The organism is Parvularcula mediterranea (genome assembly GCF_013085255.1).
In the GTDB taxonomy this organism is placed as follows: Bacteria; Pseudomonadota; Alphaproteobacteria; order Caulobacterales; family Parvularculaceae; genus Parvularcula; species Parvularcula mediterranea.
In genome coordinates this window covers 308,313-331,944 of record NZ_JABFCX010000002.1, presented here as the reverse complement: position 1 = coordinate 331,944, position 23,632 = coordinate 308,313, and the positions used below count along the sequence as shown (strand labels likewise).

The following is a 23,632-nucleotide window of genomic DNA, read 5'->3' as shown; positions in this document are numbered from 1 at the left end:
ATCAGTGGCACTTTTTGCCCCTGCGACAGCAATCAGATTGATTATTTATCGATAAGACGTTTAGGCTGTCCTGATAGGGTGGTCGTGAAATTCTCTGGGAGGCTCTTTTGACCGAGTATGTAGGCGGGCAGGAACGCTCGCGATTGACGGTTTGGCAATTTTTCAAAGGCCTAGCGAAGGTCGTGGTTGGGGGTGCCCTGTTTTTCCAGGCGCTTCTGTTCATTGCGCTCTTCTCCGTCCTGCTGTCGGTTTTCGGCGGCCTGAATGACCAGATGGCTGGGAAAAACGAGGACGGTCCGAATCTCAAGATTCCCGATAGCTCGGCCCTCATCTTCAATCCCAATGGCCTGCTTGCCGAGAAGGCGCCTGAAAGCGATCCCTTCCAGGACGCAATCAACGAGGCGTTTGGCGGCTCGAGCATCGGCCAGGTCAGCGTTCACCAGCTGATTCGCGTTCTCGAAAAGGCGAAGGACGATGAGCGCGTCGAGATTCTCGTGCTCGACCTTGGCGGCCTGATCATCCCTGATGCCTACCTGTCCAAGGCGCACCTGCTCGCAGATGCGATCGAGGACTTCCGTGACAGCGGCAAGACGGTCGTGGCGATCGGCGATTATTACAGCCAGAACCAGTACATGGTCGCTTCGGAAGCGGACGAGATCCTGCTCCACGATGATGGCCTGATGCTCTTCACCGGCTTCGGCTCGTTCCGGACCTACTACGCATCGCTGCTCGAAAGGCTCGAAGTCTCGGTCAACGTCTTCCGCGTCGGCACCTTCAAGTCCGCGCTTGAGCCTGTGCTTCGCGATGACATGTCGCCCGAAGCCGAGCTTGCGAACGTTGAGCGCCTCGAAGCGATGTGGGGCAGCTTCACCGCGCGCGTCGACCAGAATCGCGGCTTTGAAGCTGGCGCAACGGCGGCCTTCGCCAATGCCCAGTCTGACGCTGTAGCCAACCTAGGCGGCGGCGACGCTGGCCTTGCGCTGGTTGAAGCTGGCTTCATCGATAAGCTCGCCAACCGTTCGCAGACCCGCGACTTCCTCGCCGAGTATGTCGGCCGAGACGACGAGGGTGAGCTGAACAAGGTGATGCTCCAGAAGTATCTCCTCGGCCTCGAAGCACCTACCAACCGCGAAGACGTTGCTGATATCGCCGTCATCACCGTGGAAGGCGCAATCGTTGACGGTCCTCAGGAGCCTGGCGTCGCTTCGGGCGGCTATGTTGCCAAGCAGCTTCGCGATGCCCGCAAGGACGAAGACGTCAAGGCCGTGGTCCTGCGCGTCGACAGCCCGGGCGGCTCGGCCTTCGCTTCGGAAATCATGCGCGACGAAGTCCTCGCGCTGAAAGCCGATGGCAAGCCGGTCGTGGTCTCGATGAGCTCACTCGCTGCGTCTGGCGGTTACTGGATCGCCGCACCCGGCGACCGGATCTTCGCTCAGCCGGATACCATCACCGGTTCGATCGGCATCTTCAGCTACCTCCCGACCTTCGAGAAGCTGGCCAACAAGTACGGCGTCTTCGTCGACGGTGTCGGCACCACGCCGATGTCGGCGATCTCCGGCATGCCGCTCAGCGAGCTGCCTGAAGAGTTCCGCCGCTACCTGCAGCTGAATATCGAAGACGGCTATGACGACTTCCTGACGGTGGTCGCCGAGGGCCGGGGCATGACCAAGGACCAGGTCAATGAGATCGCCCAGGGCCGCGTCTGGATCGGTGCCAAGGCTCTCGAGCTTGGCCTCGTGGACGAGCTCGGTGGCCTCGACGACGCCATCGCTTCGGCGGCCGAGCTGGCCGGGACCGAGGACTGGGACGTCGTCGGCATGGTCAAGGAGAAGACCAGGTTCGAGCTCTTCCTTGAAGGCCTTGCTGGCGAAGCCGAAGCCTATGGCCTTGTCGACATGGACGACGAGCTCTTCGCCTCGCGGCGCACCGGCTTTGACCGGACGACGCTTGGCCAGGCAGCTACGATCGTTGACCGTGAGCTCCGCTTCCAGCGCAGCTTCGATGATCCCGACGCGCTCTACGCGCGCTGCCTCGAGTGTGCCGCGCCGTAAGGCGCCGCACGCCCGCGACTTTTAAGTGAAGAGCCCCGGGGCCAGCTTGACCGCCCCCCGGGGCTCTTCCATGTCTGGGGGGTGACTGACCTTGCGCGACTGGCCGCTCAGCTGAGCGACGAAGGGGACGATGCTCCACTCCCTGTGGAAAAGTGGCATCCTGAGCATTGCGGCGAGATGGACATGGTGATCCGCGCCGATGGCTCATGGTGGCATGAGGGCACGCGAATCACCCGCGCTCCGCTGGTCAGGCTCTTCTCCCGCGTCCTGCGGAAGGATAATGACGGCCACGTGCTGGTCACACCGGCCGAGAAGATCTCGATCACTGTCGAGGATGCACCTTTCCTCGCGGTGGATTTCGACCGGGACGAAACCGGATACACCTTCCGCACGAACGTAGGCGACAGGGTCCTGATCGACGGGGACCATCCGATCACGTTGAAGGAGAGCCCCGCCATCGGTCAGTCTGCCCCCTATATTCTCGTTCGCGGCGGTCTCGAGGCGCGGCTCGACCGCCCTGCCTATTACCGTCTGGCTGCTGAGCTTCCTGAAGAGGATGGCGCGCTCGTCCTCAGAAGCGCAGGCGCTGAATACCGGCTTCCGGTCACGGAGGGCGCGTGAGGTTCACCTGGAAAGAACGGCTGGCCGAGGGGCTGAGCGCTCCTGCAGCTGTGCGGCAGAGGCGGCTCTTTCAGGAGCTGAACCCCGGTGCTGACCACTCGCCGATCCTGAAACGTCCACCGACGACGCCGAGGCCTGCTGCGGTGATGATCGGCATTCGCGATACGGCTGACCCGACGATCATTCTAACGCTCCGGGCACCGACCATGCCATCCCATGCTGGCCAGATCAGCCTTCCCGGCGGTACGCCCAAGGACGAGGATGATGGCCCGGTCGGGACCGCCCTGCGGGAGACGGACGAGGAGATCGGCGTGCCGCCCTCGGCCGTCAATGTGCGCGGGACGCTGGGCGAGCATTTCGGTGGGCTTGGGTATGTGGTCACGCCGGTAGTGGGTCTGATCGATCCGTCTGCGGAGATCCTGCCATGCCCTCGCGAGGTGGATGAGGCGTTCGAGGTCTCCTTCGATGCTATCGTCGACCCGGCCAACCACGTCATTCAGGACCGCGAGTTCAGCGGGCAACCCTACAAGATGTTCGCCGTCCCCGTGGAAGACACCCAGGGGCAGCACCGAAATATCTGGGGTTTGACGGCAGGCATCCTCCTGACCCTCTCGGAAATCGTCCATGGAAGCGCGTGACGACCGGTTCGGCTGGACCTCGGATGCATGGCTGGTCCGCATCCTCTCGGCTCTGACGAAAGAGGGCGAGGCTGCTTTCGTTGGTGGCTGTGTCAGAGACAGCCTTCTGGGCCTTGATCCGCTCACGAACGATGCCATCGACATCGATATCGCGACCGATAGGACGCCTGACGAGATGAAGGCGATCTTTGAGGGCGCAGGCCTGCGATGGATCGCGACGGGCGAAGAGCACGGCACGATCACCGTCGTTGAAGACGGGCTCGTTGCGGAGTGCACGACCTACCGTGCGGATACCGAGACCGACGGGCGCCATGCGCAGGTGCGCTTTACCCGCGACTGGAACGAAGACTGGCGCCGCCGGGACTTCACGATCAACGCGATCTACCGGACCGCAACAGGTGAGCTGCGTGATCCTGCTGGTGGCTTGGCGGATCTCGACGCGGGCGTCGTGCGGTTCATCGGCGAGGCTGACGAGCGGATCAGAGAAGATGCCCTCCGGATCTTGCGCTTTTTCCGTTTCTCAGCCCGGTTTGCAGTAGCGTTCGATGAGACGGCGCTCGCTGCAATCGAGGCGAAGACCGATCTCCTTGATATTCTGTCCAAAGAGCGAATCTGGTCGGAACTGCGCCGGACGTTCGCGGCTGAGAAAGCGCCGGAAGCGTTGGAGCATGCGGAAAAACACGGGGTTTTGCAGCACCTTGTTGCCTGCGGTCCCCGAACGGATGTTTTCCGCCGGCTGCACGAGGCTGGCGCAGCTGACGTCATGGTCAGCGTTGCCGCGATCTGGGCTGGTCTGTCCCGCGATACGCTGAAGGAGAGCTTCAAGCCCTCCAATGAGGAGCTGGGTCGCTACGCCGCGATCGAGAAGGCGCGCGATGCGATTTCCGCGAAGATGCAGGCGCACGAGCTGCTCTATCGCTTCGGCAGGGACGCGAGCCGCGATGCCTGCGCGCTTGCGTTGGCTGAAGGGGATGCCGTTGATCCGGGCTTCGTTCAGGCCGTGGCATCTGCGCCGATCCCTGTGCTGCCCTATGGCGGCAAGGATCTGATCGCCAGGGGCCACAAGCCTGGCCCGGCGATTGGCGAGGCGCTGGCGCGGTTCGAGAGGCTGTGGCTTGAAGACGGTGCGCCGACAGACAGTCAGCGCACCGAGGAACTGCTCGCGAAGGCCCTAGGCTGCTAGGCGCCGCGCTGACTCCAGGTCGAGGCTGAAGAGGCGGCTGACGCCCCGCTCCATCATCGTCACACCGAACAGGCGGTCCATCCTTGACATGGTCAGCGGGTGGTGGGTCACCACGAGGAAGCGCGTCGTCGAGGACTTCGCCATCAGGGCAAGGAGATCGCAGAAGCGCTCAACGTTCGCGTCATCGAGCGGCGCATCGACCTCATCGAGCACGCAGATCGGAGCCGGGTTCGTCTTGAACGCCGCGAAGATCAGTGCAGTTGCGGTCAGGGCCTGCTCGCCGCCTGACATCAGGCTGAGAGACTGAAGCTTCTTACCGGGAGGGCAAGCGAAGATCTCGAGACCTGCCGTGAGCGGATCATCGCTGTCCACGAATTTGAGATGCGCTTCGCCGCCGCCGAAGAGGCTGGTGAAGAGTTCACGGAAGTGGCCGTCCACGGCCTCGAAGGCTGCGAGGAGGCGCTGGCGGCCTTCGCGGTTGATGGCGTTGACGGCGGTCTGAAGCTGCGAGGATGCGGCTTCGCAATCGCTGCGCTCACGACGCAGGGTTTCGAGGCGTTCGTTAACCTGCTCCTGCTCGTCAGCCGCAAGAAGGTTCACTGCGCCGAGGCGCTCGCGGTCCCGCTCCAGCTTTTCGAGCTTTCGAGCGAGATCATCGACCGTCTCGCCTTCGCCGGTTGCGACGAGGAGCGCGCTGATATTCTCGATGCTGACATTGGCCGCTTCGAGGACTTCATCGAGGCGGGCCTTCGCGTTCTTCAGCTCTGCGCCGAGCTCTGCCAGGGCTTCGCGCGCTGTGGCGGCGCGGGCCTCGGCTTCGCGGCGGGTCTTCTCGGCAGCGGACTGGTTCTGCTGCAGATCGCCGAGGGCGTCGCGTGCTTTCTCCCATTTGCCCTTGGCCTCGAAGGCAGCGAGTTCGAGGGCTTCGGCTTGTTCCTTGTCGTCGGTGACCGGCTGCTGGTTGCGGATCTCTTCTTCGAGCACCGCCCGTTGGTCAGTAAGCTGATCAAGACGGGTGGAGGCAGCGCCGCGGCGGTCGCGCCATGCGGTGAGCTGGGTCTCCTCGCGGCGGAGACTGTCGCGGCGTTCGGTCGAGGCGCGGCGATGCTCTGCGGCCTGGCCTCGAGCCTGGCCAGCACGGCGGCGTGCCTCGTCGCGGGCAGCGCGCGCTTCGTCGAGAGCGCGCGGGTCGACGGATGGCGCGGTGCTCTTCTCACCGAGCTGCGACAGGCGCATCTCGGCCTCGTTGAGGGCAATCTTGTTGGTCGCGAGCTGCTCGTCGAGACCTTCCCTCCGCAGGCGGATGGCATCCGTGTCGCGGTTCAGCTTGGAGAGCGCCTGCTCGGCGTAGCGCTCTTCGCTGACGGCTTTGCCTTGGCTTTCGCGGGCCTCGGTGAAGGCGCGCTCGGCCTCGGTCAGGAGACGTTGCGCGGTCTCGGCGTCGAGCTCGGCCTGGGCGAGCGCCTTCTTCGCCTCGTCCTCCTCAGCATCGAGAGCACGCAGGCGCGCAGAAGCAGCGAGCAGCTCTTCGAGGTGGTCGTTGGCGGCATCGAGGCGGCGGTAGCCGTCCCAGCGCCAGAGCTGGCCTTGGCGGTTGAGAAGCAGCTGCCCCGGCGCGAGGGCCTGCAGCTGGTCATCCGTAGGCTTCCCATCGACGATGCCGATCGTCAGAAAACGGCGGAGGAGAGCCGGCGGCGGCGTCAGGAGCTGGGCCAGCGGCATGACGCCAGCTGGAAGCGCGGGCACACCGTCCGTGTTCGTTCCGATCTCGGTCCAGGCGTGGTCGGCCTCGTCGCCGATGGTGGCGTTCAGCGCATCTCCAAGCGCTGAGGCGAGGGCGGCGCGCAGCTCTTCCGGCGCGGAGAGTGCACTGAGCGCGGTCAGGCCGTTTGTTTCTTCGTTGCGGACCTTCGGGATCAGAGGCGCGAGGACCTTGCGCTCGTTCTCGAGGAGGCGGAGCAGCTCTTTAGCTTCGCGCAGGGAAGACTTGGCCTCGTCAGCCTTGGTGCGGGCCTCTTCGCGCTCAGTGGTCCGCACGCGGAGGAGCTCTTCAGCTTCGCCGAGGGCGATGCGTGACGTTTCTGCACGCTCGGCGGCCAGCGCGAGAGCCCCTTCGTCGAGGGTGGGGATGCTGGCGAGCTTTTCGCTGAGGCGGCTGCGCTCGGCACGGACGCTCTCGACCCGGCTCTCGGCTTCGCGGCGTTGCTGCTCGGCGGCGCGCGCCTCGGCGGCGCGTTCGGCGGAGACGCGCTGGGCTTCCTCGAAGAGGCGCTCAGCTTCTTGTGCGGCGGCGTCGGCGCGCTTGGCTGCGTCCTCGAGGGTCTGGCTGGTGTCGCCTTCTTCCCCGATGGCGCTCTTGAGGTGCTGGATGCGGTTGGAAGCGGCTGTGATCGCTTCGTCGGCCTCGGTGATCAGCTCCTGCTCGCGGGCCTCGTTGGCGCCGAAGCGTTCAAGGGCGCGCTCGCGCTCCTCGGCAGCCTGCTTGCGCATGGCGGCGTTGGTTTCGAAGGACCGGAGCGCTGCTTCGGCCTTGGTCATGACGAGGGAAAGGTCGCGTTCCGTCGAGCGAGCCTCTTCGAGAGCGTCGAGGCCCTCGGTCGTCAGACGATCCGCTTTGGCAGCAGCCTCGACGGCGTCGGCCACGGCGCCGCGGCGTTCGCCGACTTGGCGCTCGAGCGTTTCGTGCTGCTTGTAGGTCTCGCGGACCCGCGCCACGCCGAGGCGCTTGCCGAGATCCTTGATGTCGTCCGTCAGGGCACGGTACTTCGACGCCTTGCGGGCCTGACGCGCGAGCTGCTCTGACTGAACGTCGAGCTCGCCGATCACGTCGTCGAGGCGTTCGATATTGTCAGCGGCGGCGTTGAGGCGAAGCTGGGCTTCATGGCGGCGGGCGGCGAGGCCGGTGACGCCTGCGGCTTCTTCGAGGAACCGGCGGCGCTCGGTCGGCTTGGCGTTGATCAGCTCGCTGATCTGGCCCTGGCGGACGAGAGCCGGTGAGGTGGCGCCAGTGGAGGCGTCAGCGAAGAGCATCTGCACGTCGCGGGCGCGGACTTCTTTGCCATTGATCGAGTACTGGGAAACCGAGCCATCGGCGCGGCGCACGACCCGGCGGGTTACGACGAGCTGGTCGCTGTCATTGAACTGGGCAGGGGCGCGGCGGCTGGAGTTGTCGATCTCGAGGCTGACCTCCGCCCAGCTGCGGGCAGGCCGTCCGCCTGCGGTGCCTGCGAAGATCACTTCGTCCATGCCGCTGGCGCGCATCGCCTTGGCGGAGTTCGCGCCCATCAGCCAGCGGAGGCCTTCGACGAGGTTCGATTTCCCGCAGCCGTTCGGTCCGACAACACCTGTGAGGCCGGGACGGATTTCGATGTCGACGGGCTCGACGAAGGATTTGAAGCCGCAAAGGCGGAGGCGTTCAAAGCGCATGGGTAGGGTCCTTATGGCGGCGAATGGGCCGCCGCCGAAAGGTTAACATACGCGATTCGAGCGTCAGCGACGTTTCTCGACCTCGGCTTTGAGAGCCGCAACGGCGTCTTCCGGCACGAAAGGCATGTCGAAGGGCTTTCCGTCGACGTAGAATGACGGAGTGCCTTGAACGCCGCGGTCACGGGCCTCTTCGATGTTCTCGACGATGGCGTCGCGAATGTCCTGGCGCTGGTAGCACTGGTCGAAGGCTTCGCCGTCGATGCCTGCCTGGGCGCCGATGTTGCGGAGCTCAGCGCCAGGGTTCTGGGCGCGGACCCACTGGTTCTGACGTTTGAAGAGAGCGTCGATGACACCGAAATAGGCGGCCGGGCCAGCGTCCGTCGCGGCGCAGCGGGCGAGGATGAAGCCCGCGAACGAGACGCGCTGCGGTGCGGTCGGCAGCTCGCGGAACTCCATCCGCATCATGCCGGTCTCGATCAGCTCTTCCTTGATCGAGGGATAGACCTGAGTGTGGAAGGCGGCGCAGCCGGGGCAGGTGACCGAAGCATACTCGACGATTGTGACCGGCGCGTCTTCGGCGCCGATGATCATGGCGTCGGCGGCCTGGCTGCCTTCGGGGGCAGGGATCATCTGCGGTTCGGCAGGAGCTTGGCTCTCTTCCGGCGCTTCTTCTGCCGGCGCGGCGGTTTCAGGAGCCTCGGTCTCGGCATCTCCGCCGCCGCAGGCAGCGAGAAGTCCGGAAGCAGCGGCAACGAGGGCGAGGCGGAAACGCGTGCTGGTCATGGTGGTTCCTTAAAGCGCGTGGGCCCTGTGGGCTAGTCGTCCGCTGTGTGAATTGTTTGTCGCATCTGGTCGAGCGCTGCCTTGAGGTTTTCGCTCTTTGGCTGGTTCTGGGGCCGTTGCGGAGGCGGGGTGGCTTTGGCCATCCTGCGGGATTCCCAGCCGCGCTTCTGCTCATGGCCTTCGCGGAAGACGATCTGGGTCAGGCGGGGCAGGCCCAGATGCTGGCGGATGCGGCCGAGGAGGGCGTCCTGCTGGTAGCGGATCTTCATCGCTGCCGCGCCGCTTTTCACCGAAAGCTCGAGCGCTTGGGCGCGGCCGCGATGGATGATCCTGACCGGCCGGCAGAGCTCAGCGATGTCGGGCCCGGCGAGCTTTGGCCAGTCGGAGGCGAGGCGCGGGTCCATGGCGCCTGATGCCTTGGCGAGGCGGGCGAGATGGGGACCCAGCGAGCGCGCAAGCTTGGGCGCGCCGCGCCGGACGGGACGCGTCTTGATGGTCTCTTGATTGGGGCCGCGATGCTCTTCCATACCGGGCAGCATGATGGGCGATCAGCGCCCGGGAAGCAAGTGATGGCACGGGATAAGCAGCAGGCGGAGGAATTTGGCGAGGTGCTGCTCGCCTGGTACGACCGCCATGCGCGCGAGCTGCCCTGGCGGGTGCCTCCGGGCGAGGCGCGGCGGGCTGATCCATACCACGTGCTTCTCTCCGAAGTGATGCTGCAGCAGACGACGGTTGCGGTGATCCGCAAGCGGTTCGGTGAGTTCCTTGAGCGGTTTCCTACTGTGTCGGCTCTGGCAGACGCAGAGGAGGGCGCGGTGACGGATGCGTGGGCGGGGCTTGGCTACTATCGTCGTGCGCGGTCGCTCCATGCCTGCGCGAAGGCGATCATGGAGGAGCATGGCGGCGTCTTTCCGCAGACGGAGGATAAGCTACGGGGCCTTCCGGGGGTTGGTGACTATACGGCAGCGGCGATTGCTTCGATTGCGTTTGGCGAGCCGGCCGTGGTGGTCGATGGGAACATCGAGCGGATCGTGGCGCGGGTTGCTCTTGTCACGGATGAATTGCCCAAGGGGAAGAAGGCGATCAAGGCGGCTGCTGCAGAGCTGATGCCAGAGAGCCGACCGGGTGACTATGCGCAGGCGCTGATGGATCTCGGCGCGGGTGTCTGCCGGCCGAAGGGGCCTGACTGCCTTCTCTGTCCGGTACGGAGCTTCTGTAAGGCTGCGGGAACGGCGTATGCGGAGAGCCTGCCAAGGAAGGCGCCGAAGCGGGAGAAGAAGGTCGTGAAGGGCGCGATCTTCGTCTTTTCGAACGAGGCTGGTGAAGTTCTCTGCGTGAGGCGGCCTGAGGAAGGTCTCTTCGCTGGGATGCTCGGTCTGCCCGGAGGGGGATGGGACGGATCAGATGCGCCGCCTACGGAAGGTTTTAAGCTCAAGGGCGGGATCACCCACATCCTGACCCATCGCCGGCTTGAGATTGACGTCTATTCCGGGCCTGCGCCAGGTGGGACCAAAGGGGCATGGCTGAGCGCCGACGAGGCTCGGGAGAGCCTGCCGACGCTGTTCAAGAAGGCGCTGGACCGCGGGCTCAGCTAGGGCGCGCGCGGAAAGCTTGGCGCAGGCTGTCGATGGGCATGAGCTGGCCCTTGCCCTCTTCATAGTGCCAGAAGGTCCAGCCATTGCAGCTCGGCGCGTTCTGGAGCGTGGCGCCGACCTTGTGGATCGAGCCTTCAATGCTTGGTGCACTGATCGAGCCGTCAGCTTTCACGCGAGCGGTGTGCTTCCGCTTCGGGCAGAAAAGCTTCGTACCCGGAGAGAGGAGGCCTGCCTCGACCACCTGACCGAAGCCGACGCGCGGCGCCTTGCGGGGTGCAGGCAGGGGGGCGACCATGTCGGGGTTCTTCGGACGGCTGATCCCTGCGATGCGCTTCGCGGCAGCCGGGATGTAGCTCATGTCCCGCTCAATGCCGATAAAGTGACGGCCGAGCTTCTTGGCGACTGCGCCAGTCGTCCCTGTACCGAAGAACGGGTCGAGAATGACGTCGCCTGGGTCCGTCGTTGCGGTGATGATGCGGTGGAGGAGCGCTTCGGGCTTTTGCGTTGGGTGCAGCTTGGCACCGTCCTGCTTCAGGCGCTCGCCGCCGGTGCAGAGCGGGAAGGTCCAGTCGGAGCGCATCTGCACGTCCTCATTGGCGGCCTTCAGGCTGTGATAGTTGAATTTCGGGCGCGAGGCCTTGCTCTTGCCAGCCCAGATCAGTGTCTCGTGGGCGTTGGTGAAGCGGGTGCCGCGGAAGTTCGGCATCGGATTGCTCTTGACCCAGACGATATCATTCTGGACCCAGAAGCCGAGGTCCTGGATCGCCGTACCGAGGCGGAAGATGTTGTGGTAGGAGCCAATGACCCAGATCGCACCGTCTTTCTTCAGCACACGGCGCGCTTCGGTCAGCCATTCGCGGATAAAGGCGTCATAGGCTTCGAAGCTTGCGAACTGGTCCCACTCGTCATGGACGCCATCGACCTTGGACTGGTCCGGGCGGGTGAGGCCGTCCTTGAGCTGCAGGTTGTAGGGTGGGTCTGCGAAGACGAGATCGACCGAGCCGTCTGGCAGCTTCCTCATTTCCTCGATGCAACAACCATTGAGGATCTGATCCTTGGGAAGTTTTGCCACGCCCGCTCGCTCCTGAAGTCTGCTCAGATGATCTGAGTCCTCAGGGTAAAGGAGGTCTTACCAGAAGGCGGTTTAACCTCCGTGCAAGGAAGGTTAACAGGCTATGTTGCGAAGGAAGCTGCGCCGGTGGTGGGGCGTGACGCCCGCTTCGACGATGGCGTCCCGGTGGGCCTTGGAACCATAGCCTTTGTTCGTGTGCCAACCATAGGCGTCGAAGGTCTGCGCCAGCTCCTTCATCTCCCGGTCGCGCTCGACCTTGGCGACGATGGAGGCGGCGGAGACCGAAGGGCAGCTCGTGTCGGCCTTTACCTCGGTCAGGACGTCGAGGGCCCCGAGGTCTGGAGGACGGTTGCCGTCGACGATGGCGAGAGGGGCATCAATGCCTTCGAGCGGGCCGAGGGCTTCGACGGCGCGGCGCATGGCGAGCTTGGTGGCAGGCTCGATGCCAAGGCTGTCGATCTCGTCCGCGGAGACGCGGCCTATGCCGACTTTCGCTTCGCGCAGGATGATGGGGGCCAGCGCCTCGCGCTTTTTTTCGCTAAGCTTCTTGGAGTCGCGCAGACCCTCGATCTGCGCGTCGCCAAGATAGGCGGCTGCCGCGACCACGGGGCCTGCGAGGGGGCCGCGGCCGACCTCGTCGATGCCGATGACGGGGCGTCCTTGGGAGAGCTTGCGTTCATAGTCGGGGCAGGGATGGTCCATGCGAGGAAGGTCGCCCGCGTCGCGCGCCTCGCCAAGCCCGACTTATCCAAAGAGGTCGCCTTGGGGCGCTTCGGTCGCCGGAACCTTGAAGTGCGCGCAGGACGGCACAGGCATTTCGCAGAAGCCGAGCCGGACCTTCGCCGCGCGGAAGCGCTGGTCGAGCAATTCAGCGTAGGCTCCTTTCGGTCCGCCGCCGCGGGAGCGGCCGACGTCGTAGAGCCTGCCGCCATTGATCTCGCGGATATGGTTCAGGACCCGATCCTTGCGGCCCGGTGCAGCGGCCTCCAACCATTCCTCGAACAGCGGGCCGACTTCCTGAGGCAGGCGGAGGAGGGTGTAGGAGACGAAGGTCGCGCCTGCGTCCCGCGAGGCTTCCATCAGGCGCTCGAGCTCGTGGTCGGAGAGGCCGGGGATCATCGGGCCGTGCACTGTGCCGGTGGGGAGGCCCGCTTCGGCCAGCGCCTGAACGGCCGCGAGGCGCTTCTTCGGAGTGGGCGCGCGCGGCTCCATCGTCCTCGCGAGGGCACCGTCGAGGGTGGTGATGGAGACCAGCGTCCTGACGAGGTCATGCTTCTGCAGCTTCTTAAGGAGATCGAGGTCTCTAAGGATCGTGTCAGATTTCGTCAGAATACTGACGGGGTGCCGAAACTCCAGCAGCACTTCGAGGATTTGGCGCATGATGCCGTAGCGCTTCTCGATCGGCTGGTAGGGGTCGGTGTTCGTGCCGATGGCGATAGGACGGACCTTGTAGCCCTTGGCCGAGAGTTCCTTCCTGAGGAGCTGCGCGGCGCCGGGTTTGACGGTCAGGCGGCTTTCGAAATCGAGGCCGGGTGAGAGGCCCAGATAGGCATGGGTCGGCCTTGCGAAACAGTAGACGCAGCCATGCTCGCAGCCCCTGTAGGGATTGATCGACCTGTCAAAGCCCACGAACGGGCTGTCGTTGAAGGTGACGATCTTCTTTGCGTTCTCCTGGGTGACCTCGGTCCTCAGGGGAGTGGCCTCATCGGGGACCCAACCATCGCTTGTGGTCTCGCGGACCTCCGGTTCGTAGCGTCCGGTCTGGTTCGAGAACGCTCCCCGGCCTTTCTTCTTCGCGGCCGTACCGGGTTCGAAAGAAAGGTGCGCAGCATGGGCCATGCACGAGAACATACACAGAACATGAGAACAGGCAAGGAACGAGTTTTCCCGAACCTCAACCTTTGGTAGAAGTTTGTGCAACCTTGGGGGCCGGTGCCGAAACCGGGCCCAAATCCTTGCGGTTGGGTCTTTCGAGCAGGAGGCGCACCAAAAACGCCGCCGCCAGACCTGCTCCGATGTATGAGAGGCTGGCGGCGAAGAACACTGCGTCCTGACCGCTCACCCCGAACGCTGTAACAGCGACCAGCGCTCCACCGGCATAGAAGCCGACATAGCGGAGGGCATTTGCTGCGAGAGCAAGGTTCGGATAGCCGAGGGGATTGAAGACGCCGATGCTGACCGCCAGGAGCCCTGCGCCCCAGAGGCCGAAGGCAATGGCTTCGAGATAGGCATCGCCTGTCGCGGCAATCGCCGGGTTGTCGGTGAAGAGGCCTGAGAGGCTGCCGCCGAAGCAGAAGAGGATCGCCGCGCCGACCGCTCCCCAGAGACCCGCAAAGGCCCAGATGCTGCCCTCCGCCTGCCTGAGCCGGGCCGTGTTATCGGCGCCGACGTTTTGGCCGATGAACGGCGTCACGCCTGTCTGAAGCGCGAAGAAGGGGATGAGCACCAGAGCTTCAATCCGTGCACCGACGGCGAAGCCTGCCACAGCGTCTGGCCCGGACTCCGCGATGATCCGCGTGACGATGGCCCCTGCGATCGGCGAGGAAAGCTGCGCGAAGAATGCTGGCGCGCCGTAGCGGAGGACCTGCAACGTGCAAGGCAGGAAGGTCTTGAGGGCGGAGGCGCTGACCTCGATCAGGGATTCGCGGAAGAGCCACATGATGGCCATGACCGTGATGACCAGCCGCGCTGTCACCGTCGCGATCGCTGCGCCTGACATGCCGAGGGCGGGAAGGCCGAAGAGCCCGAAGATGATGAAGGGCGAGATCACGGCGTTGATCACGGCGGCCAGCACCATGAGGACGCTCGGGACCTTTGCCTCTCCGGTGGCGCGGATCAGGCCGTTGAGCACGATCGGCGCCACCAGCAGCGGCAGGCCGATGTACCAGATCGTCATGAATTGATTGATGTACTGAAGAAGCTCGCGTGGTGCGCCGAGCGCAAGGAAAACCGTGTCCGAGACCTGCAACATGATCAGCGCGAGTACGATCGCGAAGAGCGTCACGAAGATCAGCGTCGAGCTGATCAGTGACCGCGCCTGACCTTCGCGCCCTGCGCCGATGGCCCGCGAGACCACGGCTGCTCCGCCATTGCCCATGCCGATGGCGATGGCGCTCATCCCGAAGATGACGGGAAAGCAGAAACCGATGGCCGCCAGCTCCTGTCCACCGAGCTGTCCGATATAGAAGGTGTCGGTGACGTTGATCGCGATCACCGAGAAAAGGCCGAGCGTCATCGGCCAGCTGAGGTCGAACAGGACCTTCGGGACCGGAGCTTCAAGGAGGCGGGTGCGCCGCTCTTCGAGTTGGAACGACGTTCGCGCCATGAGGGGCTACATCGGCCCCGTCGACGCAGGAAGCAAGGGCACGGTCACGTGACAGCTCCTTTGCTGCTTATGGACGTCTGGGATCAGCATCAATGAAAACATTAACTTACATCCCGTGAGCCGACATTGCGGTTGACTTAATCACGCCCCCGGCAGAGCTTTCGTCTTTGGCGGTGGCAGAGCCGCTTTCAGATCAGGGTAGGGATATGAAAAACCTCATCGCACTTGCCGCGGCTGGCGTCTCGCTGGTCGGCATTGCATCCGCTCAGGGCTATTTCGGCGCGCACCTCGGTGTCAGCTCCGTCACCGACGCCAACCTCTCCATCGAGGGCGAAGGAATCGGCGAAGTCATCTATGATGACGGCGTGAACTTTGGCCTCCTCGGCGGCTTCCAGTTCTCGAAGTTCTTCGCGGGCGAGCTTGAGATCGTCGGCGCGACCAATGACAGCGAGTTTTTCGTCGGTGACGAGGACTATTCGGTGACCTCGTTCTTCGCGAACGCTGTTGTCTCGACGCCTGTCGACCAGCGCATCATCGTCTGGGGCGGCGCCGGTGCAGGCTTCGCTTCGAACAACATCGAAGACGGCGGCAACGGCTTCGCCACGCAGCTGAAGGTCGGCGCTGACCTCCAGGTTGTCGGCCCGCACTATGTCAGCCTGCAAGCTGGCTGGGTGAACACGGACGGCTTCCGTCAGACCCAGGACGGCACCGAGTTCGAAGTCGGCTACGGCAACGAGTCGATCTCGCTCGGCTACCGCTTCCGCTACTAGTCGGAACGATCTCCCAAAGAAAAAGGCGGGGCTTGAGCCCCGCCTTTTTTGTGTTCGGTGATACCGGGCGCCTAGTCGTCCGAGGAGCCGAAGTTCGCGAAGACCTTGTCGAGGTCAGGCGCGTTGCTCGTTTCCTCTTCGGGTTCGCTCTCGGCCGTGCTTTCGTCAGCAGGCTGAAGGGTTGCGCCTTCGGGAACTGTGCCCTCGGCTTCCATGCGGGCGCGCTCATCGGATGCCTTCTGAACCGCCATGTCGAGGTCGAACTGGGTGCAGAAGCCTTCCGTCACGGGATCGACCGGCTCAAGGTTCGAATAGTCCCAGTGGCTCTTGTCGCGGATTGCCTGGATGGTGGTCTTGGTCGTGCCGAGGAGCTTCGAGATTACGCGATCCGGAACTTCGGGGTGATTCTTGACGATCCACGCAATGGCGGCCGGGCGTTTCTGGCGGCGCGAGGTCGGGATGTAGCGCGCCTGCTTCTTCTTGACGGTCGGGACGGCGACTTTCTTCTTGAGGAGCACCATGCGGTAGTCCTCGTCCTTCTCGGCCTTTTCGATCTCGTCGCGGGTCAGCTGGTCATTGTTGATCGGGTTGATGCCGCGCAGGCCCTGGGCCACGTCACCGTCAGCGATACCCTTCACTTCGAGCGGGTGCAGGCCGCAGAAGTCCGCGATCTGGTCGAAGGTGAGGGCGGTGTTGTCGATCAGCCAGACGGCGGTCGCCTTCGGGTTGAGAAGTGTGTCGGACATGATGACCTCCTGAGTTCGGGTGCGGGCCCTGCCGCGCGAGAATAGATGTCCCCCGGCGCGTCGTCCGGCGGGTGGTCGCTGAATGACAATGGGGAAGAGCCCCTGAACTAGGGCGGAAGGCCCGCGGTTGCAAGCAGGCTTCGCGGACGCCAAACGGCGGCCCATGAAGACCGCTGATTTTGACTTTGACCTGCCTGAAGAGCTGATTGCGCTGAACCCGCCTGAGGAGCGCACGGCTGCGCGCCTGCTGCAGGTGGGTGAGGGGATTTTGGACCGCCGGGTGGCGGAGCTGCCGGAGATTTTGCGCGACGGCGATTTGCTCGTCCTGAACGATACGAAGGTGATCCCCGCCGCGCTGGAAGGTGAGCGCGAGCCTCGTGAGGGCGGAACGCCGGTTCAAGTGGAGGCCAACCTCATCGAGCACCTTGAGCCTGTCGAAGGCTGTGCCCATTGGAAGAGCTTCGCGCGGCCGGGTAAGCGGCTGAAGGTTGGTGACCGGATCAATTTCAGGGGCCTGATGGCCACTGTGTCAGCGCGCGACGGGATCGAGACAGATCTCGTCTTCGACGTGGCCGAGGAGACGTTCGACGCCGCGCTCGATGCTGCGGGGATGCCGCCGCTGCCGCCTTACATCGCGAGGAAGCGGGCGGTGCGTGAGGATGACCGTGAGCGCTACCAGACCATCTTTGCTCGGGAGGCGGGGAGCGTGGCTGCGCCGACGGCAGGCCTTCACTTCACGGATGAACTCTTCGCGCAGCTTGAGGCGAAGGGCGTCGGGCGCACTGCCGTGACGCTGCATGTCGGCGCGGGCACGTTCCTGCCGGTGAGCGCCGAGGACCTTTCGGAGCACAAGATGCACTCCGAGTTCGGTGTGGTGTCTGAAGAGGCAGTCGCCGCCATTGCTGAGACCCGCGCGAAGGGAGGCCGGGTCATCGCCGTTGGGACGACGAGCCTCCGCCTTCTGGAATCAGCCTGGGATGGAGAGCGTGTGGCTCCTTTCAGGGGGCATACGGATATTTTCCTCAAGCCCGGCGATGCTTTCCCCGCTTCGGACCTTCTACTGACGAACTTCCACCTGCCGAAGTCGACGCTCTTCATGCTGGTCTGCGGCTATGCAGGCACCGAGACGATGAAGGCGGCCTATGCCCATGCGGTGCGCGAGGGGTACAGGTTCTTCAGCTATGGCGATGCGTGCCTGCTGGAGCGGAACGCAGGCTAGCGACCGGCCTCGCGGTCCACGGCGTCGCGGACGGCTTTGTAGAAGGCTTCCCGAGCGTCGCGCTCTCCGCCTCTTGCTCCGAGGGCTGATGACCAGCTGCTGTTCGAGGCGATCACGAGGTTTCGCTCAGGGTCGATGAAGATCCCCTGACCGAAGATGCCGCGCGCCTGGAACGCGCCGTCGTCGAGGGTCCACCATTGGTAGCCATAACCTGCGCCGGGGAAGCCGATGTCCGCTTGCTTCGTCGTCGCGAGGCCAAGCCATTCGTCAGGGACGATGCGCTCGCCATCGACCATTGCGCCGTCGAGGATGAACTGTCCGAACCTTGCGAAGTCGCGGGTCGTCGCCTGGATGCAGCAGCCGCTGATCTCCTGTCCGTCGGTGCCGAGGAGCCAGGTTGCGTCCGCTTCCATTCCGTAGACGGACCAGATCTTCTCGGAGAGGTAATCGGCGAGCGACTTGCCCGTGGCTTCGGTAACGAGGATCCCGATCAGGTTCGTCTCACCAGTCGAATAGAGCCACCGCTCACCTGCAGGCGCATCCCTGCCGAGGGTTTTCATGTAGCTGACGATCACCGGCATGTCGGGGTCTTCGGGCGTGTGGAGATTGAACTGCGCCACGTCGGAGTTCGGGTCCTCGTAGTCCTCGTTCCAGTCGACGCCCGAGGTCATGGTCAGGAGCTGCCTGACGCTCACGCCTTCATAGGCACTGCCCTTGAGGTCGGTGATCGAGTCCGTGATCGGAGCATCAAGGCTTTCGATGTACCCATCCTCAATGGCCGCGCCAACAAGGGTCGAGGTCACGGACTTGGCCACCGAGAAGCTCGTCCAGCGTTCGTCAGCCTCGAAGCCAAGGCCATATTTCTCTGTACGGACCTTCCCGTTATGGAGGATGACGACGGAGGCAATCCTGTTGTCCTTGAAATACGTGTCGAGATCGAAGCCAAGGTCCAGCGGCTCGCCATCGGGGAGGGCGCGTGGGTCGCGGCTGCGCTCAATCTTCGAGGTCTTGACGAGCATCGGCAGCTTATCGAGCATCCGGAAGCCGGTATCGCGCTGCTCCTGTTCCCAGAAGAGCACGTTGGTGTCGCTCGGCGGGTTGGAGATCAGGCTGCGCCAGTCCTCGCCGATCGCGATCCACGTCACGCCGAGTACGGCGGCCACTGCGCCAGCTGCGAGCGCAGCTTTCTTCGCCAGGGTTCCCATACGCCCCTCCCAGAGCTTTTTCCTGAGAGCCTAAGAGGCCTCGGCCCCGAAAACCAGCGCGGGGCTTTGGCGCATCCCGAGACAGGGCGAGACAGGCGCGCAGCTTCCTGCTAACCGCCCGCCAAAACGAGACTATGGGAGCCCCGGCCATGCAGGACCTTGCGATGGTGATCCACTTTAAGACCAGGAACCGCGGTGCTGCGCCGGGTGGGCCTGCTGGCGGCTATGCCTGGGTCTATGGCCGGTTCGAGGACTTCGACACCTTCGAGGAAGAGGTTACCCACCACTTCCGTCGCCACTTCCGCTACGACGTCGTCAGCACCGAAGAGCAGCGCAAGATCGACCGCACTCCGGAAGATCCCAAAGCCGCAGCCCTCGTCGCAGAGCTCGACAGCTTCCCGATCCAGTACCGCTCCATGCACCTCTATCCCGAGGGCTAGGCAGGGATGACGCGCAGCGCCCAGATCCAGTTCGCACTCGGCATCCTCGTGATCGGCTTCCTGCTCGTCGTGAACACGAGGCCACCCGAATGGCTGCCGGAGGTGCCAGTCTGGGTGCAGCTCCTCTCATGGATTGCGGCGGTGTTTTTGATGTACTTCAACAGGCCGCGGGGGTCTAAGAAATGACCAGCTGGCAGATGTGCCATGTAGATGGCGGTCTTAGCGGAATAGGCAGATGGCAAAGACGAGAGAGCTCGAGGTAGCTGTAAAGTGCCAAACGACTGCAATCCGGGAGCAGTACGGTTTCCACCTCGAAGTCCGAGGGCATTTAGTATGCCTCCGTTCACAAACGACCTTCATTCAGTTTGTATTGGATCGGGACCCAAGGTTCGTCGAGTGCGATATTGGGTTGGCGGAACAATTCGATCGTCCAGGCCGTCAGTACTCAACGCATCTGCTCCCTAGGTTCTTCAACGCTGACAGCTCATTCGTTGGTTCAGAAGCAAGCCTGGAAGAGCAGGTTGCTCACCACGCCAAAGCTCTAGAGTTGGGCGGCGGAGGCCTGCTCGAAGGCGACCCGTCGTTGTTTGTACGGCTTCATGAATTCTCGCGTGGTTGGAATGCTTCTTACACTAACGAAATGAGTAAGCCCCTCACGCAGCAACTCGAAACGAAGCCTGGGGGTGCAGGGTTTGCACTGTTAGGCTTGGTCCTAGGCTTCGCTGCAGGAGCGGCTGTGGTCCACTTCCTTAGCAATGCTGGCTAGAAACAGACAGACCTGATGACCACCCCTTTCAGCTTTTCCCTCCACCACACCGATGGCCAGGCGCGGACCGGCGAGATCACAACGTCCCGCGGGGTCATCCGTACACCTGCGTTTATGCCTGTCGGCACAGCAGGGACGGTGAAGGCTGTTCAGATGCGGGATGTGGAGGCGACGGGCGCTGATATCATCCTCGGCAACACCTATCACCTGATGCTTCGTCCGACGGCGGAGCGTGTGGCGAAGTTCGGGGGGCTGCATAAGTTCTCGACGTGGAAGGGGCCGATCCTGACCGACTCAGGCGGGTTCCAGGTCATGTCCCTCGCGCAGATGCGCAAGCTGACGGAGAAGGGGGTCGAATTCCGTTCTCACATTGACGGCTCGAAGCACATGCTGACGCCTGAGCGTTCGATCGAGATCCAGTGCCTTCTGGGTGCAGACATCCAGATGCAGCTCGACGAGTGCCCGCCTTTTCCGATCACGGAGGAAGCGTCGCTCGAAAGCCTCGAGCTCTCCCTGCGCTGGGCCCAGCGGTCCAAGGACGCCTTCGCCGACATGGCTGGGCCGCATCAGGCGCTCTACGGCATCGTGCAGGGCTCGGTCTTCGAGGATCAGAGGAAGCGCTCGGCCGAGAGCCTGCAAGAGATCGGCTTTCCCGGCTACTCTGTCGGCGGTCTGGCGGTGGGTGAGGGCAGGGAGCAGATGTTCCGTGTGCTGGACTTCACGACGCCTGTACTTCCCAAGGACAAACCACGCTACCTGATGGGTGTGGGCAAGCCCCTCGACCTCGTCGGCGCGGTCGAGCGCGGCATCGACATGTTCGACTGTGTGCTGCCAACCCGTTCAGGGCGCCATGGGCAAGCCTGGACCTGGGACGGGCCGCTCAATCTCAAGAATGCGAAGTTCGTCGATGACGAGACGCCGCTCGACCCGGACAGCGATTGCCCCGCCAGTCGCGACTACACCAAGGGCTATCTCAACCACCTCTTCCGCGCGGGCGAGTATTTGGGGCCGATGCTTCTGAGCTGGCACAATCTCGACTTCTATCAGCGCCTGATGGCCGCCATGCGCGCTGCCATCGCCGAGGACAGGTTTGCGCAGTTTGCCGCCGAGTTCAGGGCGCGGCACCGCGAGAAGAGCTAGGACCTTCTCCCTGTACTGAACAACGGGCTGGCTCACCTCTCCCGGAGGGAGAGATGAAGTGACGCTGCCTAGAAGACTTGCGCAGAAGCCGGAACATCTCCATCCTTATTGAAAAACGATAAGGACCAAAAATGCTGCGCACCTTCCTCGCCATCATCTCCGGCGTCTTCCTTCTCCAACCCGCGACCGGTGAGGGGCTGGAGCCGCGCGTCGTCCGCGACCTGGCCTATACGACAGGGCCGGAGGCGGACGCGCTTCAGAAGCTGAACCTCGTCCTCCCTCAGTCTGATGAGGCAGTGCCGCTCTTCATCTGGATCGGCGGAGGCGCCTGGTCCTATGTCGACCGGAACCGTGAGATGGACCTCGCCGAGCGGGTTGCGGAGGAGGGGATCGCCGTCGCCTCTGTCGGCCACCGCCTGAGCTCCGCTGTCTGGCAGGACCCGGAGAAGACCGAAGGTGTCCAGCACCCGGCCCACGTCGAAGATATCGCAGCGGCGACCGCGTGGCTGATCGCGAATGCTGAGAAGTACGGCTTCGATCTTGAGCGCGTGGTGATCGGCGGCTTCTCCTCAGGCGCGCACCTCGCTTCGCTGGTGGCGGCCGACCCGCAATACCTCACGGCGCACGATCTGAACCCCGAGGTCTACGCAGGCGTCGTGGCCGTCGGCGGAGCCTACGACATGGCGGACTATCATCGGGTCTTTAGAGAGAGCCCGACGCCTGAGATGGCCGAGCAGCATGTGGAGGCGGTCTTCGGCGCCGATATGGACGGGATCAGGGACGCCTCGCCAGCCTCCTACATCGACCAGTTCGACCGGCCGCTCCTCCTCATGTCTGATGCGCGGACCTACCGCTATACCAAGCTATTCGAGGATGCGCTCGCAGAGGCTGAGAAAAGCCAGCTCGCCATCACCCATGTCAGGCACCTCGACCACGGGCCGCTCTGGCGGGACCTCTCGGATGCCGAGAGCAGCGCCTACCGCGACCAGATCGTCCACTTCATCAAGAACGGTCTCGCGCAGCCAGCCGCGAACCCTTGAAAACCCTCGTCTGCAGAGGTGACAAAACGATCCAGAAAAAGCCGCCCAAAAACGGTTGACGCCTCTGCCGCAGACCCTTAATGCCGCTCGCTCTGGATGGGCCCTTAGCTCAGTTGGTTAGAGCAACTGACTTTTAATCAGTAGGTCCTCGGTTCGAATCCGAGAGGGCTCACCATTCATCTTCAAGCCGTTGAAACGTAAGGCATCGTTGGTCTTTCGAGGCCATACTGTGCCTTTTTCTGTGTCCCTTTCCTTGGAGGGAATGGCTGGTGAAGACGAAAGACCGCTACTTGTTCCGGCGTGCCGACAGCGCGAACTTCGAATATCGCAGGAACGTGCCTACCGATGTGCGTGATGCATTCGGCAAGAGCAGGATCCGCCAGTCCCTGAAGACCTCAGAGAAGCAGGTGGCGAGAGAGCTTCGGGATACCCTCAACCGGCAATTCGAATCGCAATGGTTGAGGATCCGTAGACGGAAAATGTCGCGACCTTTGGGCCAAGGGACGCTGACCACCGAAGAAAGTTCGATCGTAGAGGCCGGGCGTCTGGAGAGAGCGGATGGTCTGCGCGATACAGTTGTTCTCGATACGATTCAGGAGCAGCTTGATGAGGCAGCCTTTGCTTATCTCCGAGCTAATGGCCTTCCTGACACCCCCGAGGAGATCGAAGATGCTCGCTCGTATGTGGAGGCTCGCACTCCGGAAGGTAGGCAGCTCGCGAAGGAACTTCAGCTCTGGCGAGGCGAACTTACCTATCCCATGCTCGGGGAACAGCTGTTTGCCGTTCGGAACCTCTCGGCCAGTACGGAGTCCGAGTACCGGCGGGGCTTGGCTCTCGCAGAAGCTGCCTTGCCGCCTGTGAACCGCGTCTCCCGTCAAGACGTACAAGTCTGGGTCAATTCACTTGCGGCTAGCGGCGAGTTTGCAGCGGCGACACTGAGGAAGATGCTCACGGGCGTCCGCTCGTCAATCCGACAAGCCGGGTTCCATTCCGAGCCGTTCTCTAACATCAGTGTGAGCTCTCCAAAAACAGAGATCGTACGCCAACCGTGGACTGAGGAGGAGCTTGAGCTTCTTCTCAACACCTGTGACAAGGACTGGCTTGCCGCTGCCATTCTGGTTGCAACCTTCACCGGGCCCCGCGCAGGCGCTCTCGTAGACATGTCTTATGACAGCGCATCCGATGTTATTCGTTTCCCGAAACAAAAGCTGGAACGAAGTGAGCGAGTTATTCCGTGCCCCGATGGCCTCCGCGAAACCGTACGTTTCTGGGTTAGTTCACCTCGGACAAAGAGCTCGTTGTCCAACGAGTTTACGAAGCTGAAGCGCCGGAGCGGGTTTGTCGGCACTAGCTACGATCAGGTGAAGGTCTTTCATTCACTGCGCCACCTCGCGTTGTCGAAGCTTATTCAGCTTGGCGTAGACTCCGTGGCGGCGAGGATAATCTCCGGACACAGACAACCGGATGAGATCCTGCAGCGGTACTACACGCACCATACTGCCGAAGATCTCCGGCGATCGATCAACCTCATCAGATTTCCCCGTTTGGATAGGTTCTTGCGGTGAGCTTGGCCTAAGCCAGTGTAGAGCCGTTCCGTTTTTAAGGCGGCTTG

General features: G+C 63.2%; 21 protein-coding genes and 1 tRNA gene. 13 read left to right on the top strand and 9 right to left on the bottom strand.

Going from position 1 to position 23,632, the window contains the following annotated elements:
* Positions 1-107 precede the first annotated feature (107 nt).
* The 4 genes from sppA to HK107_RS02175 all read left to right on the top strand — a co-directional run bounded on the left by sppA (position 108) and on the right by HK107_RS02175 (position 4,493).
* Positions 108-2,051, top strand: coding sequence for a signal peptide peptidase SppA (gene sppA, locus HK107_RS02190; RefSeq protein WP_173196359.1), 1,944 nt, complete (start codon positions 108-110; stop codon positions 2,049-2,051).
* 81 nt (positions 2,052-2,132) lie between these two features.
* Positions 2,133-2,672: a DUF1285 domain-containing protein gene (locus HK107_RS02185; RefSeq protein WP_198912271.1), complete on the top strand. Its 540-nt coding sequence runs from the start codon at positions 2,133-2,135 to the stop codon at positions 2,670-2,672.
* Positions 2,669-3,310: an NUDIX hydrolase gene (locus HK107_RS02180; protein WP_173196358.1), complete on the top strand. Its 642-nt coding sequence runs from the start codon at positions 2,669-2,671 to the stop codon at positions 3,308-3,310. The genes HK107_RS02185 and HK107_RS02180 overlap by 4 nt, the downstream gene beginning before the upstream one ends.
* Positions 3,297-4,493 carry a CCA tRNA nucleotidyltransferase gene (locus HK107_RS02175; protein WP_173196356.1) on the top strand — a complete coding sequence of 399 codons (1,197 nt, stop codon included), beginning with the start codon at positions 3,297-3,299 and terminating at the stop codon, positions 4,491-4,493. Before HK107_RS02180 ends, HK107_RS02175 begins: the two co-directional genes overlap by 14 nt.
* On the opposite strand, the gene HK107_RS02170 is transcribed toward HK107_RS02175, so the two are convergent.
* The 3 genes from HK107_RS02170 to HK107_RS02160 all read right to left on the bottom strand — a co-directional run bounded on the left by HK107_RS02170 (position 4,482) and on the right by HK107_RS02160 (position 9,241).
* Positions 4,482-7,919, bottom strand: a complete 3,438-nt coding sequence (locus HK107_RS02170) for a chromosome segregation SMC family protein (protein ID WP_173196353.1) — start codon at positions 7,917-7,919, stop codon at positions 4,482-4,484. The two genes, HK107_RS02175 and HK107_RS02170, sit on opposite strands and share 12 nt — an antisense overlap.
* A 63-nt stretch (positions 7,920-7,982) precedes the next feature.
* Positions 7,983-8,702 carry a DsbA family protein gene (locus HK107_RS02165; RefSeq protein ID WP_173196351.1) on the bottom strand — a complete coding sequence of 240 codons (720 nt, stop codon included), beginning with the start codon at positions 8,700-8,702 and terminating at the stop codon, positions 7,983-7,985.
* 32 nt (positions 8,703-8,734) lie between these two features.
* Positions 8,735-9,241, bottom strand: a complete 507-nt coding sequence (locus tag HK107_RS02160) for a DUF721 domain-containing protein (RefSeq protein WP_173196349.1) — start codon at positions 9,239-9,241, stop codon at positions 8,735-8,737.
* A 30-nt stretch (positions 9,242-9,271) separates the two neighbouring features.
* Here HK107_RS02160 and HK107_RS02155 point away from each other — a divergent pair, with 30 nt between their 5' ends.
* Complete coding sequence (locus tag HK107_RS02155; protein WP_173196347.1) at positions 9,272-10,297, top strand: A/G-specific adenine glycosylase; 1,026 nt, start codon at positions 9,272-9,274, stop codon at positions 10,295-10,297.
* On the opposite strand, the gene HK107_RS02150 is transcribed toward HK107_RS02155, so the two are convergent.
* From HK107_RS02150 to HK107_RS02135, 4 genes are all read right to left on the bottom strand, one after another.
* Complete coding sequence (locus HK107_RS02150; protein ID WP_173198698.1) at positions 10,290-11,318, bottom strand: site-specific DNA-methyltransferase; 1,029 nt, start codon at positions 11,316-11,318, stop codon at positions 10,290-10,292. The two genes, HK107_RS02155 and HK107_RS02150, sit on opposite strands and share 8 nt — an antisense overlap.
* Positions 11,319-11,462: 144 nt before the next feature.
* Positions 11,463-12,071, bottom strand: coding sequence for a ribonuclease HII (locus HK107_RS02145; RefSeq protein ID WP_173196345.1), 609 nt, complete (start codon positions 12,069-12,071; stop codon positions 11,463-11,465).
* A 42-nt stretch (positions 12,072-12,113) separates the two neighbouring features.
* The gene (locus HK107_RS02140) at positions 12,114-13,208 is read right to left on the bottom strand and encodes a PA0069 family radical SAM protein (RefSeq protein WP_233061110.1); all 1,095 of its coding nucleotides are present in this window, start codon (positions 13,206-13,208) and stop codon (positions 12,114-12,116) included.
* 55 nt (positions 13,209-13,263) lie between these two features.
* Positions 13,264-14,694, bottom strand: coding sequence for an MATE family efflux transporter (locus tag HK107_RS02135; RefSeq protein WP_173196340.1), 1,431 nt, complete (start codon positions 14,692-14,694; stop codon positions 13,264-13,266).
* Between the two features lie 206 nt (positions 14,695-14,900).
* Here HK107_RS02135 and HK107_RS02130 point away from each other — a divergent pair, with 206 nt between their 5' ends.
* On the top strand, positions 14,901-15,464 hold the full coding sequence (locus HK107_RS02130) for a hypothetical protein (protein WP_173196338.1): 564 nt from the start codon (positions 14,901-14,903) through the stop codon (positions 15,462-15,464).
* A 71-nt stretch (positions 15,465-15,535) separates the two neighbouring features.
* Here the strand turns inward: HK107_RS02130 and HK107_RS02125 are convergent, their stop codons facing one another.
* The gene (locus HK107_RS02125) at positions 15,536-16,210 is read right to left on the bottom strand and encodes a DUF1013 domain-containing protein (protein ID WP_173196336.1); all 675 of its coding nucleotides are present in this window, start codon (positions 16,208-16,210) and stop codon (positions 15,536-15,538) included.
* 163 nt (positions 16,211-16,373) lie between these two features.
* Between HK107_RS02125 and queA the strand changes: the two genes are divergently transcribed.
* Entirely contained in the window at positions 16,374-17,429 is a 1,056-nt protein-coding gene (queA, locus tag HK107_RS02120; RefSeq protein ID WP_173196334.1) for a tRNA preQ1(34) S-adenosylmethionine ribosyltransferase-isomerase QueA, read from the top strand.
* Here queA and HK107_RS02115 read toward each other — a convergent pair.
* Positions 17,426-18,634 carry a serine hydrolase domain-containing protein gene (locus HK107_RS02115; protein ID WP_173196332.1) on the bottom strand — a complete coding sequence of 403 codons (1,209 nt, stop codon included), beginning with the start codon at positions 18,632-18,634 and terminating at the stop codon, positions 17,426-17,428. The two genes, queA and HK107_RS02115, sit on opposite strands and share 4 nt — an antisense overlap.
* A gap of 149 nt (positions 18,635-18,783) precedes the next feature.
* Between HK107_RS02115 and HK107_RS02110 the strand changes: the two genes are divergently transcribed.
* The 6 genes from HK107_RS02110 (at position 18,784) to HK107_RS15930 (ending at position 23,585) form a co-directional block, all read left to right on the top strand.
* On the top strand, positions 18,784-19,074 hold the full coding sequence (locus tag HK107_RS02110) for a hypothetical protein (RefSeq protein ID WP_173196330.1): 291 nt from the start codon (positions 18,784-18,786) through the stop codon (positions 19,072-19,074).
* Between the two features lie 6 nt (positions 19,075-19,080).
* The gene (locus tag HK107_RS02105; RefSeq protein WP_173196328.1) at positions 19,081-19,260 is read left to right on the top strand and encodes a hypothetical protein; all 180 of its coding nucleotides are present in this window, start codon (positions 19,081-19,083) and stop codon (positions 19,258-19,260) included.
* A 595-nt stretch (positions 19,261-19,855) separates the two neighbouring features.
* On the top strand, positions 19,856-20,980 hold the full coding sequence (tgt, locus tag HK107_RS02100; RefSeq protein WP_173196326.1) for a tRNA guanosine(34) transglycosylase Tgt: 1,125 nt from the start codon (positions 19,856-19,858) through the stop codon (positions 20,978-20,980).
* A gap of 131 nt (positions 20,981-21,111) precedes the next feature.
* The gene (locus HK107_RS02095) at positions 21,112-22,020 is read left to right on the top strand and encodes an alpha/beta hydrolase (RefSeq protein WP_173196324.1); all 909 of its coding nucleotides are present in this window, start codon (positions 21,112-21,114) and stop codon (positions 22,018-22,020) included.
* 98 nt (positions 22,021-22,118) lie between these two features.
* Positions 22,119-22,195, top strand: a tRNA-Lys gene (locus HK107_RS02090).
* A gap of 94 nt (positions 22,196-22,289) precedes the next feature.
* Positions 22,290-23,585: a DUF6538 domain-containing protein gene (locus HK107_RS15930; protein WP_173196322.1), complete on the top strand. Its 1,296-nt coding sequence runs from the start codon at positions 22,290-22,292 to the stop codon at positions 23,583-23,585.
* Positions 23,586-23,632: the final 47 nt, after the last annotated feature.